This window comes from Streptomonospora nanhaiensis, assembly GCF_013410565.1.
GTDB lineage: Bacteria > Actinomycetota > Actinomycetes > Streptosporangiales > Streptosporangiaceae > Streptomonospora > Streptomonospora nanhaiensis.
In genome coordinates this window covers 1150492-1162793 of record NZ_JACCFO010000001.1, presented here as the reverse complement: position 1 = coordinate 1162793, position 12302 = coordinate 1150492, and the positions used below count along the sequence as shown (strand labels likewise).

Here is a 12302-nt window from a genome sequence, read left to right as displayed (position 1 = left end):
CTCGGCCGCGCCGCACGGCGGCGGCCGCGGCCGAGAACGAGAGTGCAAAGGACGGGCGAAAGTGGCAGTACGAGCGATCCGGGGTGCGGTCCAGGTCGAGGGCGACGAGCGCGACCTCGTGCTGGAGGCCACCGCCGAGCTGGTGGCCGAGGTCATGCGCCGCAACGACCTCACCACCGACGACGTGATCAGCGTGCTGTTCACGGCCACGCCCGACCTCAGCTCGGAGTTCCCCGCCCTGGCGGCGCGCAAGATCGGATTCACCGACGTCCCGCTGATGTGTGCCACCGAGATCGCGGTGCCGCACGCCCTGCCGCGCGTGGTGCGGCTGATGGCCCATGTCGAGACCGACCGGCCGCGCGCCGAGCTGCAGCACGTCTACCTGCGCGGTGCCCAGGCCCTGCGCCTGGACATCGCCCAGTAGGCCGCACAGCCCAACGCCCGGCCCGGACCGGACCGGGCCCGCCACCGGGGCCCGCCGCACGCCCGCACAGGGCCGCGCGGCGGGCCCCGCGCCGTTGCGCCCCGCCGCTCCCGCCGCCTCCCGCGCCCTCAACCGGGGCTCGACGCCGTCTCGAACATGGTCGGCGATCGTGCTGTGCGACAGCGCGCCCCCGGCCGCCGAGCCCCGGCGGCCGGCGGGGCGGCAGGGGAGGTCCTGATGCCCGCCGAGGTGGTCGACTCCGTTCGGATGCGGCTGATCATGGGGAGGTTCGCCAACGGTGTGGCCGTGGTGACCTCGGTCGACCGCTCCGGCCGGCCGCAGGGGTTCACCAGCAACGCGATCGCCTCGGTGTCGGTGGAGCCCCCGCTGCTGCTGGTGTGCGTCGGCCGGCAGGCCCGCACCCTGGGGGCGATCACCGCCAGCAAGGCGTTCGCCGTGAACCTGCTGGCGGCCGGCGGCGAGGAGCTGTCCCGCCGCTTCGCGGGAACCGGCGAGGACAAGTTCCGGGGCGTGCGGCACCGCCCCTCCGACCGCGCCTCGGGAGCGCCGGTGCTCTACGCCGACAGCGTGGCCACCGTGGAGTGCGTCGCCGTGGACTTCCTCGACGTCGCCGACCACGTCCTGGTCATCGGCGCGCCCCAGGCGGGCGCGGTCTACGACCGGCCCGCGCTCGTCTACCTCCAGCGCGAGTACGGGAGCTGGCGGCCCGGCCCTCCGCGCGCACCGCGTCCGTGAACGAACCGGGAGATGCCATGCGATTCGGGATCAACTTCTTCCCCACCGTCGGCCCCGCCGAGAAGCCGGCCGACCGCTACTTCGCCGAGTGCCTGCGGCTGGCCGAGGTCGCCGACGAACTCGGCCTGGACCACGTCAAGACCGTCGAGCACTACTTCCACCCCTACGGCGGCTACAGCCCCGACCCGGTGACGTTCCTGGCCGCCGCCGCGGCGCGCACCGCGTCCGTCCGCCTGGTCACCGGCGCGGCCATCCCCGCGTTCACCCACCCCCTCAAGCTCGCGGGCAAGCTCGCGATGCTGGACAACATCTCGCGGGGCCGCCTGCAGGCCGGGTTCGGCCGGGCGTTCCTGCCGGACGAGTTCGACGCGTTCGGGGTCCCCATGGACGAGAGCCGCGAGCGGTTCCAGGAGGGCGTGGAGGCGTGCCGCCGGCTGTGGACCGAGGAGGACGTGCGCTTCGAGGGCCGCCACTACGCCTTCGGTCCGCTCACGCTGCTGCCGCGCCCCTACCAGCGGCCGCACCCGGCGATCCTGGTGGCCGCGGCCTTCAGCCCCGAGTCGTGCGCGGCGGCCGGGCGGGCCGGCCACGGGCTGATGGTGGTGCCCTCGATCCTGGACCGCGAACGCCTCCAGGGGCTGCTGGCGGTCTACCGGGAGGGCTGGGCGGCCTCGGGCGGGGCACCCGGCGCCGAGCACGTCCACGTCAGCTACGAGTGCTACCTGGACGAGCACGACAGCTCCGCCGCCTACGCGGCCGGGCGCGCCTACGCCGACAACTACCGCGCCAAGCTGGCCGAGGCCGTGACCGCCTGGGGCCGGACCCGCAGCGACCAGTACCAGGGCTACGAGCGGCTGGTGGAGGGCGTCAAGCGGATCGACTACGACGCCTCGCTGCGCGAGGACAAGCTGCTGGTGGGCACGCCCGAGGAGATCGCCGAGCGGCTGCGGCGGATCCGGGAGCACTTCGGCGAGGTCACCGTCAGCCTGCACGTCAACTCCGGCACCACGACGGTGGAGCGGGCCGAGCGCACGCTGCGGGTGCTCGCCGACCGGGTGCTGCCGGAGTTCACCCGCCCGCGCGAGCAGAGCCCGGCCGCCGCGCGCTGAGGCGCGGCCGGGCCGCCGCCCGGCCGCGCGGCGGCCCGGCGGCGGACCCGGGGAGGCGGGCGCGCCCGGGGCAGGGGTGCGGCGCGGCCCGCCTCCCCGGGCGCTCAGCGCAGGTCGTCGCGCACGACGGTGCGCGCGCGGACCCGCGGCTCGCCGCCGTGGAGGACCAGTTCGTCCTCCAGTACGGTCTGGGCGACCGGCACCGGCGGGGCGCCGGGCAGCGTCTCCACCACGGTCACATAGGAGCGGCAGCGCAGGGTGCCGGCGCCCGCATCGCGCACGGCCAGCGCCGACTGCACGTGCCGGTGGCGGGCACCGCGCGCCCGCCGCTCGGCGGCGGCCCGCAGGGCGCCGGCCTCGATGGCGGCGCGCCCGTGCCCGGGCGCGGGCAGCCCGTTGGAGGAGAAGACGGCGTCCTCGGTGAACGTCGCCGCCCACCCCGCGACGTCGCCGTCGTCGATGAGCTGCATCTGCTCGGCGTAGAACTGCCGCACCCGGCTGACGGTCTCGGGCGCGACCTGCTGGGACGTGGTCGGCATGGCACCTCCTGGCTGGCGTGTGGGCGGCTTGCCGGGGCCAGCCTGGCGCCCGCCGGTCGTCGTCGGGTCGACGGCGGCTGGAGGCGCCGCGGGGGCGCCGGCGGCCGCGACCCGATCTCCAGGCGACGTCGAGCGCCGCGGGGCAGCCTGGCCGGGCGGCCGCAGCGGCCGGGCGGCTCCGCACCGCCGCTGTCCGCCCGCGGGGCCCGCCCTGGGTCCCCGGCCCGTCCATCCACCCCCGAGCGGCCCGGCGCCGCCGGAACCCGGCAGGGAGCACGTGCCATGACCGCTGAGCGGACCGAGCAGCCCCGGCAGCCCGCGGGAGCCTCGGTCGACGAGATGCTGTTCGGACTGATGATGCGCGGGGACATCGACCCCTACCCCGTCTACGCGTGGCTGCGGGAGAACGCGCCCGTCGCCTGGAGCGGGGGCTTCAACGCCTACGTCGTCTCCGGCTACGCCGACTGCGACCAGGTGCTGCGCGACCACGAGGTCTTCCGCGCGATCGACGAGGAGATGCTGGCCGCGCTGTTCCCGCAGGCCGCCCAGCACGAGGCCTACCGCATCTTCCAAACCTCGCTGGTGGGGCACAACCCGCCCGGCCACACCCGGCTGCGCCGCCTGGTCTCCCGCGAGTTCACCCCGCGCCGGATCAACGGCATGCGGCCCGAGATCGAACGCGTGTGCGCCCGGCTGCTGGACCGCGCCCAGGAGCGGATGCGCGCCGAGGGCAGCGTCGACCTGCACCGCGAGGTGTCGGTGCCGCTGCCCATGCACGTGCTCGCCCGGCTGCTGGGGATCCCCGAGGCCGACCTGCCGCACGTGTCGGCCCTGGTGCCCCGCATGCTGCACGTGGTCGACCCGGCGGCGGGCGAGGAGCAGTTCACCGACGCCGACGCCGCCTTCGCGGAGTTCGGGGACTACCTCGACGTCCTGGTGGCCCAGCGGCGCCGCGAGCCCCGCTCCGACCTGCTGTCGGGGCTGGTGTCGGTGCACGACGAGGACGGCGACCGGCTCAGCGGGGACGAGCTGCGCACCATGGTGTTCACCCTGTGGGCGGCCGGGTTCGAGACCCCGGCCATCGCCGCCGACAACGGCGTGGCGACCCTGCTGGCCCACCCCGAGCACGCGCACTGGCTGGACGCCGAGGAGACCGCCGGGGCGTTCGTGGACGAGCTGCTGCGGTGGGAGACGCCGGGACCGGTGGCCGCCGCGCGCCGCTACACCGCCGTGGACACCCGCATCGGCGGCGTCGCGGTGCCCGCCGGGCGCGAGGTGCGGCTGCTGATCGGCTCGGCCAACCGCGACCCCCGCCGGTTCCCCGACTCCGACCGATTCGACCCCGCCCGCGCCGCCGCCAACCCGCTGATGTTCGGCGCGGGCATCCACTACTGCCTGGGCGCAGGGCTGGCCCGGCTGGAGATCACGGTGCTGCTGCGGGAGCTGCGCCGGCGCTTCCCGGGGCTGCGCGCGGCGGCCGAACCGGTGCGCCGCCGCTCCATCCCGCTGCGCGAGTTCAGCTCCTTCATCGTCACCGCCGACAACCGATGAGCCAAGGGAAGGAAAGCGGCATGCTGTTCGAGGTCGTCACCAAAGGAAATCCGGCCGGTATCAGCGGAGCGGAGTTCGAGGACCGTTTCCGCCGCGCATTGCGGTACATGAAAGACCTTCACGAAAAAGGCGTGATCGTGCACGCCTGGGTGCGCGTCGGCGGTTTCGGCGCCACCAACATCTTCGAGGTGGATTCCCACGCCGAACTCCTGGACTACCTCAACGGGAGCCCGATGGTCCCCTATGTGGAGTACACCGTCACACCGGTGGTGGACGGCACCCGGTTCGGCGGTCTCCCGCCCGGCGCCCCCGCTGACCAGGCGGCCTGACGCCGCGTCCGCCCATGCGGCCCGGCCGGGCCCGGCGGCCCCGACGGGTCCGCCGGGCCGCCCCGCCGTACCCCGAAAGCACCGGAAAAACCAGCGAAGATCCTTTTCCCAAGATCGCGGAAACGGCCGTCCGAGTGCACCGGGTCAATTCTTGGTTTCCTTTTTCCGCTCCACTTCCGCGGGCGCCCGGACTCCCTAGAATGAGTACGGTTCCACGCTCGGTCCGCTCGGTTTCACGATTTTTAGAGGGAGACTCTGCATGGCTGCGATGAAGACCGGCGCCCATAGCGCGGTCGTCACGGGCGCGAGCCGCGGCCTGGGCTACCACACCGCGCTAAAGCTGCTGCGCGCCGATCCCGACCGCCACGTCGTGGTCGCGGTGTGCGAGGCCCCCGCCACGGTGGCCCGGCGGCTCGCCGACGAGTCCGGCAACCCCAACGTCCACCCGCTGCACTGCGACTTCGCCTCGCTCGACAGCGTCCGCTCCGCGGCGGCCGAGCTGGGCGAGCGGCTGACCGCCGGGACCCTGCCGCGGCTGGCGGCCCTGGTCGGCAACGCCGGCCTGCAGACCACCACCGCCGACCAGACGACCGAGGACGGCTTCGAGCTCACCTTCGGTGTCAACGTCCTGGGCCACTACCTGCTGGTGCGGCTGCTGCGGGACGCCCTGGTCCCCCCGGCGCGGGTGGTGCTGGTCAGCAGCGACGTCCACTTCGGCGACTTCGCCCACACCAGCCGCGTAATTCGCGTGACCGAATCCGGACGGTTAATCCTGTGTTTCCGCGCGCGGGGAGGGGGCGCACACGCCCGTGCCCCGCGCGGGGGCGCGGGGCACGGGCGCGACGGCGGGGCGGCGGCGCGGGCTACAGGCGGGCGACCAGGCCGGTGTCGTGCCGCCCGGCGCGGAAGTCGGGGTCGCGCAGCACCCGCAGCAGGAACGGGATGGTGGTGCGCACGCCCGCGCCCGCCACCCGGAACTCCTCCAGGGCCCGCACCGCCCGCGCCAGCGCCTGCGTGCGGTCGGGCGCCCACACCACGACCTTGGCCAGCAGGGAGTCGTAGGCGGCGGGGATCCGCATCCGGCGCGGGCGTGGGTGTCCACGCGCACGAACGGCCCGCCCGGCGGGGTGAACTCCTCCAGCGTGCCCGGCGCGGGCGCGAAGCCGCGCTCGGGGTCCTCGGCGTTGACCCGGCACTCGATGACCGCGCCGCGCGGCCGCGCCGCCGCCAGTTCGGCCGACAGCGGCTCGCCCGCCGCCGCCAGGAGCTGCTCGCGCACCAGGTCCACGCCGTAGGCCATCTCGGTGACCGGGTGCTCGACCTGGATGCGGCTGTTGACCTCCATGAAGTAGTGGGCGCCGTCGGGTCCCGTCAGGAACTCCACGGTGGCCGCCTCCTCTTCGCTGACCGACCAGCCCGCCGCGTAGTCGGCGCGCACCCGCTCGGCCATCGGCGTCTCGACGTAGCCGGGGCACACCGCGTTGACCGTGGTGCCGGTGGCGGCCAGCTCCTTGCCCAGGGCCTTGCTGAACCCCACCACCCCGTGCTTGCTGGCCGAGTACGGCGCGGCGAAGGCCACGCCCTGCTTGCCCCCGGTGGAGGCGATGTTGACGATCCGGCCGCTGGGCAGGTCCAGCATCCCGCCCTCGGCCAGCACCTGGCGGGTGGTCAGGAAGACGCCGGTGAGGTTGGTCTCCACGACGTCGCGCCACAGCTCCTCGGACACGTCGCGGGTGACGCCGCCGCCGTTGCGCCCGGCGCTGTTGACCAGGACGCCCACCGCGCCGAAGCGGTCGGTGGCCGCGGCGACCAGATCGGCCACCGAGGCGGAGTCGCGGACGTCGCAGGCGCGCCCGTCAGCAGAGATCCCCTCCTCGCGCAGCCGCTTGACGGTGCGGACGACGTCCTCGGTGGTGCGGGCGCACACGTACACCCGGTGGCCGGCGCGGCCCAGCGTCCGCGCGCAGGCCAGTCCTATGCCGCTGGTGCCGCCGGTGATCAGGACCGGCGGCCGTGGGTTCTCGCTCACGTACTCGTCTCCTTCGTGCTGCGGGGGATCGGCGAAGGGGGCAAGAGCCCTCGAGGGTGCGGTGTCAGGGGATGTCCACGACCTGGGCCGCGTAGACCAGCCCCGAGCCGAACCCGATGCACAGGGCGCGCTGGCCCGGACGCACGGCGCCCGAGGCGCTCAGCGCCTCCATGGCCAGGGGGATGGACGCCGAGGACGTGTTTCCCGACTCGGCGATGTCCCGGGCCACCGCCACGTGCGCGCCCAGGCCCAGCTGGCGGACCAGTGCGTCGGTGACGAGCATGTTGGCCTGGTGGGGGATGAACGCGTCGATGTCGTCGAGGGTGAGCCCGGCGCGCGCCACCGCCAGGCGCGCCGCCGGGGCCAGTTCGGTGGTGGCCCACCGGTAGACCTTCCAGCCGACCATGCCCAGGCGCGGCCAGGGCAGCGCCGGGTCCGCGCGCAGTTCGGGCACCCAGCGGCCGGTCATGCCCACCGCGTCGGGCCGGTCGACGTCGCTGCCCCACACCACGGGGCCGATCGCCGCCCGGTCGGCCGCGCTGACCACCACCGCCCCGGCGCCGTCGCCGAACAGGAACGCGGTGGCGGGGTCGTCGTGGTCGAGGATGTCGGAGATCCGCTCGGCGCCGACCACCAGGACGTGCTCGGCGCTTCCGGCGGCCACCATGTCGCGGGCCAGCCCCACGGCGTAGGGGAACCCGGCGCAGGCGGCGAGGATGTCGAAGCCCGCGACGCCGTTGCCGCCCAGTTCGCGCAGCACCGCCGTGGCGGCCGAGGGCATCTGGCTCAGGTGGGTGGTGGTGGCCACGACGGCGCAGCCCAGGTCGGCGGCGTCCACCCCGGCGCGCTTGAGCGCGGTCGCGGCGGCCATGGCCGTCAGCGTCTCGTGGGGCTCGGCGAAGCGGCGGTGCCGGATGCCCGAGCGCCTGGCCAGCTGCCGTTCAAAGACCCCCAGGCGCTCGGCGATCTCGGCGTTGGGCACCACCCGCGAGGGGCGGTACACGCCCAGCCCGCTGATGCGCGCGCCGCGCGGCGGGGGCGGTGCGGGGGTGAAGGTCGGCATCGGCTGCTGCCCTTTCTGTTCGGGACGCCGGCGCGCGTGCGGGCGGACCCGCGCCGCGCGCCGGCGCGCGGCGCGGGTCAGGCGGTGGCGGGCCGGTGCGCGTTGACGTAGTCGATGACGCTGCGCGGGGTCGTCAGCTCGGCCACGACCTCGTCGGGCATGACCAGGCCGAACCGCTGCTGGATGCTGGTGGCGATCTCCAGCACGGCCAGGGAGTCGAAGCCCATGTCGGTGAAGGGCTGGTCGAGCAGGTCGCCCTCCCAGTCGACGTCGGTGTCCTCGTCGGCGGTGGCGCGCATGATCTCCTTCAGGCGCGGCATGTCGAGCGTGCTCATGTCGGGTCTCCTCTCGCAGGGGGCGCGGGGGCGCGGGGGCGCCCGCCGGGCGTTGTCCGATCGGCCGAAGTGGTGCCGCGCGCGTCAGCGGGTCACCACGGCGGCGGCGTTGAAGCCGCCGTAGCCCCGGGCCAGCACCAGCACGGCGCGCAGCGGGGCGGGGCGCGGCTCGCGCACGAGGTCGACGGTGACCCCCGGCGCGAGCCGGTCGACGTTGGCGGTGGGCGGTATGACCCCGTCGCGCAGCGCCAGCAGCGCCGTGGCGAGGTCCAGCGCGCTGCCGCCGGCCGACAGCCGGCCGGTCAGCGTCTTGGGCGCGGTGACGGGCACACCGCCGGGGCCGAACACGGCCTCGACGGCCCGCGACTCCGCGAGGTCCAGTTCGGGCACCCCGTAGGCGTCGGCGAAGACCGCCCCGATGTCGTCGGGGGCCAGTCCGGCGTCGGCCAGCGCCTTCTCGGCGGCCCGCCGCAGGCGCGGCGCCGCCGGGGCCGAGGGCGGGTCGAACGGCGCGCGGCGCGCGGGCGCCCGCGGGTCGGGCGGGTCGAAGGTGGCGGCGTATCCGGCCAGCCGGCCGTAGATGCGGGGTGCCCCGCGCTCGCGCGCCGCCGCCTCGTCCTCCATGACCAGGATCGCTCCGCCGTCGCCGGGGACGTAGCCGCGGGCCCGCGCGTCGAACGGCACGAACGCCCGGTCGGGCGCCGGCTCGGTGCTCAGCAGGCCGGTGGCGATCTCGAAGCTCAGCCCCACCGGCGACACCGAGGCGTCGGTGCCCCCGGTGAGCACCAGCCGGGTGCCCCGGCGGACCTGCCGCCGCGCGTGGCCCACCGCGTCCAGCCCGCCGGCCTGCTCCGAGGCGGTCACCATGCACGGCCCGCGCAGCCCGTGGCGGATGGAGAGCTGGCCCGCGGTGGCCGCGTAGAACCAGGCCACCGACATGTAGGCGCTGACGTGGGCGGGGCCGTGGGACCACAGCTTCTGCAGCTCGCGCTGGCCGAAGGCCACACCGCCCGAGGAGTTGGCGGCCACCACGCCGCGCTCGAACTCCCCGACCGACTCCAGGTCGACTCCGGCGTCGGCCAGGGCCATCCCCGCCCCGGCCACGGCCAGGTGGGTCATGTGGTCGGTCTGGTTGCGCAGCTTGCGCCCCATGTGCTCGGCGGGGTCGAACCCCCGGGTCTCCCCGGCCAGGCGCACCGGGTAGGAGGCCGGGTCGAAGGCGGTGATGCGGTCGATGGCGCAGCGCCCGGCCAGCGTCGCCGCCCAGTGCTCCTCGGTGCCGATCCCCGTGGGGGCGGCCACCCCGATCCCGGTGAACACCGCGCTCACGCCCGCACCCCCTCGCGGGCGACCACGATGGCGCTCTGGAAGCCGCCGAAGCCGCTGCCGACGCTCAGCACCCGGTCCAGCCGCGCCTCCCGCGCGGTCAGCGGCACGTAGTCCAGGTCGCACCGGGGGTCGGGCTCGTGCAGGTTGGCCGTCGGCGGCACCGCCTGGTGGCGCAGCGCAAGCACGCACGCGGCGATCTCCAGCGCTCCGATGGCGCCCAGCGAGTGGCCGATCATCGACTTGATCGAGCTCATCGGCACCTCGCGGGCGCGCCGGCCCAGCGTCCGCTTGACCGCGGCGGTCTCGTGGATGTCGTTCTGCACCGTGCCCGAGCCGTGGGCGTTGACGTAGTCGATGTCCTCGGGCGCGGTCTTGGCCTCGTGCAGCGCCACGCGGATCGCCTCGGCCAGCTCCCGGCCGTCGGAGCGCAGGCCGGTCATGTGGTAGGCGTTGGCCCGGCTGCCGTAGCCCAGGATCTCGCCGTGGATCACCGCGCCCCGCGCCAGCGCGTGCTCGCGCTCCTCCAGCACCAGCACCGCCGCCCCCTCGCCCAGCACGATCCCGTTGCGGGTGCGGTCGAAGGGCCGGCACGCCGACGCCGGGTCGTCGTTGCGCGGCGTGGTCGCCTTGAGGGCGTCGAAGCAGGCCAGGGTGATCGGCGAGAGCGGCGCGTCGGCCGCGCCGGTGATCATCACGTCGGCCGAGCCGTCCTCCACCAGTTGGGCGGCGTGGCCCACCGCGTCCAGGCCCGAGGTGCAGCCGGCGGTCACCACCCCGGCCGGCCCGGCCGCACCCGCCAGCCACGCCACCTCGGCGACGATCGAACTGGGGATGATGTAGGAGTAGCTGTAGGGCACCGCGTAGCGCCAGTCCACCAGCCAGCCCCGCCCGCCGTCGCTGACGGCGGCGTACTCCTCCTCCATGCGGATGGTGTTGCCGACCGCGCTGCCGATGGAGACCCCCGTGCGGTCGGGGTCGGCCGGGGCGGCCGCCAGGCCGCTGTCGGCCAGCGCCTCCTTTGCGGCGGCCACGGCGAGCTGGGCGGTGCGGTCCATGCGCCGCACCTCCAGCGGGGTCAGCCCGTGGGCCGCGGGGTCGAAGTCGCATTCCGCGGCGATGCGGCAGCGCAGCCCCGCGGGATCGAACAGCGTGATCGGGCGGGTGGCCGTGCGGCCCTCCACCAGCAGCCGCCAGAAGGCGTCCGCGTCGGAACCGCCGGGCGCAACGGCGCCCAGCCCGGTGATCACCACCCGGCGGTTCACGGCGCCGACCCGTCGGCGCGCCCCGTCTGGCTCAGCATGCCCGCGTCTCCTTCGCAGCCCGATGACAGGTGGTGCCGCGGCGCCCGGCCCCAGGGGCGGCCGCCGCGACCGCCCCCATCGTGGGCGGCGGGGTTCGAGGGTCGTTCGAGACCGGATGCGGCAACGGGTCGACGCCCGGCGGCGGACCGTCCGGACCGCCGCTGACCTGGTACACCCGGTCGGGCGCCGGCGGCGGGCGGCCTGGGCGGAACCGGCGGCCGAGGCCGCCGGTGTGCTCTACGCTGGTAGGACGCGCCCGCCGCCGCGCCCGCTCCGCGGGCTCAGCCGCCGGCCGCGCGGCCGATCCGATCCGGGGCCGCGCCCGCGCGGAGGCCGCGGCGGCGCGCCCAGGAACGCGCCGGCCCGCACCCGGACCGGCCCACACCCAAGGAGCCACGTGGCCAGGATCCACCGCGCCGCGGTCGTCGGCGCCGGTCTGATCGGCACCTCCATCGCGCTGGCGCTGCGCGAGCGCGGGGTCGCGGTCGCCCTCGCCGACCCCGACCCGGCGGCCCTGCGGCTGGCCTGCGAACTGGGGGCCGGGGAGCCCCTGCCCGACGGCCCCGCCGAGCGCCCCGCCGACATCGCCGTCATCGCCGCCCCGCCCTCGGCCGTGCCCGACGTGCTGCGCGCCGCCCAGGACCGCGCCCTGGCCCACGTCTACACCGACGCCGCCAGCGTGAAGTCCGGCATCGTGGCGGCCGCCGAGCGCGCCGGCTGCGACATGGCCACCTTCGTGCCCGGCCACCCCATGGGCGGCAGCGAGCGCAGCGGCCCCGGCGCCGCCCGCGCCGACCTGTTCCTGGGCCGCTCCTGGGCCCTGTGCCCCACCGGCAAGTCCGACCCGGTCGCGGTCGCCGCCGTGGTGGAGCTGGCGCGGCTGTGCGGCGCCGAGCCCGTCATGCTGGAGGCCCCCGCCCACGACCGCGCGGTCGCCCTGGTCTCCCACGCCCCCCATGTCGCATCGGCCGCCGTGGCCGCCCGCCTGGCCGGCGGCGACGACACCGCGCTGGCCCTGGCCGGGCAGGGCGTGCGCGACGTCACCCGGATCGCCGGGGGCGACCCCCGGCTGTGGCGGGAGATCCTGGCGCACAACGCCGCCCCCGTCGCCGGGGTGCTGGAGGAGATCGCCGCCGACCTCGCCGCCGCCGCCCACGCCCTGCGCTCGGGCACCCGCGAGCACGACCCCGCGGCCGCGGCCGAGGCACCGGAGTGGGACCGCTCGGTGGTGGGCCTGCTGGAGCGCGGCGTGCGCGGGCGCGACCGCATCCCCGGCAAGCACGGCACCCCGCGCACCGCCGACTACGCCGTGGTGCCCGTGGTCATCCCCGACGAGCCCAACGCCCTGGGCCGGCTGTTCGCCGCGGCCGGCGCCGCCGACGTCAACGTCGAGGACGTCCGCATCGACCACTCGCCCGGCCTGCCGCTGGGTGTGGCCCAGCTCTTCGTGGTGCCCGAGGCCGTGGAGCGCCTGGTCGGCGCCCTCAGCGCCGAGGGCTGGTCGGTGCACGCCTGAGCCGCGCCCGGCCCGCCCGGC

General features: G+C 75.8%; 11 protein-coding genes and 2 pseudogenes. 7 read left to right on the top strand and 6 right to left on the bottom strand.

Annotated features, from left to right (window positions below; translation table 11 throughout):
* Nucleotides 1-61: 61 nt before the first annotated feature.
* From aroH to HNR12_RS05000, 3 genes are all read left to right on the top strand, one after another.
* Complete coding sequence (gene aroH / locus HNR12_RS05010; protein ID WP_179766393.1) at nucleotides 62-424, top strand: chorismate mutase; 363 nt, start codon at nucleotides 62-64, stop codon at nucleotides 422-424.
* Between the two features lie 237 nt (nucleotides 425-661).
* Nucleotides 662-1180, top strand: coding sequence for a flavin reductase family protein (locus HNR12_RS05005; protein ID WP_179766392.1), 519 nt, complete (start codon nucleotides 662-664; stop codon nucleotides 1178-1180).
* Between the two features lie 17 nt (nucleotides 1181-1197).
* Entirely contained in the window at nucleotides 1198-2289 is a 1092-nt protein-coding gene (locus tag HNR12_RS05000; RefSeq protein WP_179766391.1) for an LLM class flavin-dependent oxidoreductase, read from the top strand.
* Nucleotides 2290-2393: 104 nt separating this feature from the next.
* Here the strand turns inward: HNR12_RS05000 and HNR12_RS04995 are convergent, their stop codons facing one another.
* Nucleotides 2394-2828, bottom strand: a complete 435-nt coding sequence (locus HNR12_RS04995) for a nuclear transport factor 2 family protein (protein WP_179766390.1) — start codon at nucleotides 2826-2828, stop codon at nucleotides 2394-2396.
* Nucleotides 2829-3110: 282 nt separating this feature from the next.
* On the opposite strand from HNR12_RS04995, the gene HNR12_RS04990 reads away from it, so the two are divergent.
* The 3 genes and pseudogenes from HNR12_RS04990 to HNR12_RS29695 all read left to right on the top strand — a co-directional run.
* Nucleotides 3111-4379 (top strand): cytochrome P450, encoded by a 1269-nt coding sequence (locus HNR12_RS04990; RefSeq protein ID WP_179766389.1) that lies wholly within the window; start codon nucleotides 3111-3113, stop codon nucleotides 4377-4379.
* Nucleotides 4380-4399: 20 nt separating this feature from the next.
* Entirely contained in the window at nucleotides 4400-4708 is a 309-nt protein-coding gene (locus HNR12_RS04985) for a muconolactone Delta-isomerase family protein (RefSeq protein ID WP_179766388.1), read from the top strand.
* 259 nt (nucleotides 4709-4967) lie between these two features.
* Nucleotides 4968-5369: pseudogene (locus HNR12_RS29695) on the top strand (SDR family NAD(P)-dependent oxidoreductase); the annotation flags it as partial.
* A gap of 202 nt (nucleotides 5370-5571) precedes the next feature.
* Here HNR12_RS29695 and HNR12_RS29430 read toward each other — a convergent pair.
* The 5 genes and pseudogenes from HNR12_RS29430 to HNR12_RS04955 all read right to left on the bottom strand — a co-directional run bounded on the left by HNR12_RS29430 (nucleotide 5572) and on the right by HNR12_RS04955 (nucleotide 10726).
* Nucleotides 5572-6737 (bottom strand): annotated as a pseudogene (locus tag HNR12_RS29430) (SDR family NAD(P)-dependent oxidoreductase).
* 64 nt (nucleotides 6738-6801) lie between these two features.
* The gene (locus tag HNR12_RS04970; protein WP_179766386.1) at nucleotides 6802-7800 is read right to left on the bottom strand and encodes a 3-oxoacyl-ACP synthase III family protein; all 999 of its coding nucleotides are present in this window, start codon (nucleotides 7798-7800) and stop codon (nucleotides 6802-6804) included.
* Nucleotides 7801-7877: 77 nt separating this feature from the next.
* Nucleotides 7878-8135 (bottom strand): acyl carrier protein, encoded by a 258-nt coding sequence (locus HNR12_RS04965; protein WP_179766385.1) that lies wholly within the window; start codon nucleotides 8133-8135, stop codon nucleotides 7878-7880.
* Between the two features lie 84 nt (nucleotides 8136-8219).
* Complete coding sequence (locus HNR12_RS04960; RefSeq protein WP_179766384.1) at nucleotides 8220-9464, bottom strand: beta-ketoacyl synthase N-terminal-like domain-containing protein; 1245 nt, start codon at nucleotides 9462-9464, stop codon at nucleotides 8220-8222.
* A complete protein-coding gene (locus HNR12_RS04955) occupies nucleotides 9461-10726 on the bottom strand; it encodes a beta-ketoacyl-[acyl-carrier-protein] synthase family protein (RefSeq protein WP_179766383.1) in 1266 nt (421 codons plus the stop codon). Before HNR12_RS04955 ends, HNR12_RS04960 begins: the two co-directional genes overlap by 4 nt.
* A 436-nt stretch (nucleotides 10727-11162) precedes the next feature.
* Between HNR12_RS04955 and HNR12_RS04950 the strand changes: the two genes are divergently transcribed.
* Nucleotides 11163-12281 (top strand): prephenate dehydrogenase, encoded by a 1119-nt coding sequence (locus HNR12_RS04950; RefSeq protein ID WP_308118666.1) that lies wholly within the window; start codon nucleotides 11163-11165, stop codon nucleotides 12279-12281.
* Nucleotides 12282-12302 lie beyond the last annotated feature (21 nt).

What these genes read in the sequence shown, in the direction of transcription:
- HNR12_RS05005 (WP_179766392.1), top strand. Translation starts at nt 662, where the DNA reads ATGCCCGCCGAGGTGGTCGACTCCGTTCGGATGCGGCTGATCATGGGG.
- HNR12_RS05000 (WP_179766391.1), top strand. Translation starts at nt 1,198, where the DNA reads ATGCGATTCGGGATCAACTTCTTCCCCACCGTCGGCCCCGCCGAGAAG.
- HNR12_RS04995 (WP_179766390.1), bottom strand. Translation starts at nt 2,828, where the DNA reads ATGCCGACCACGTCCCAGCAGGTCGCGCCCGAGACCGTCAGCCGGGTG.
- HNR12_RS04990 (WP_179766389.1), top strand. Translation starts at nt 3,111, where the DNA reads ATGACCGCTGAGCGGACCGAGCAGCCCCGGCAGCCCGCGGGAGCCTCG.
- HNR12_RS04985 (WP_179766388.1), top strand. Translation starts at nt 4,400, where the DNA reads ATGCTGTTCGAGGTCGTCACCAAAGGAAATCCGGCCGGTATCAGCGGA.
- HNR12_RS04970 (WP_179766386.1), bottom strand. Translation starts at nt 7,800, where the DNA reads ATGCCGACCTTCACCCCCGCACCGCCCCCGCCGCGCGGCGCGCGCATC.
- HNR12_RS04965 (WP_179766385.1), bottom strand. Translation starts at nt 8,135, where the DNA reads ATGAGCACGCTCGACATGCCGCGCCTGAAGGAGATCATGCGCGCCACC.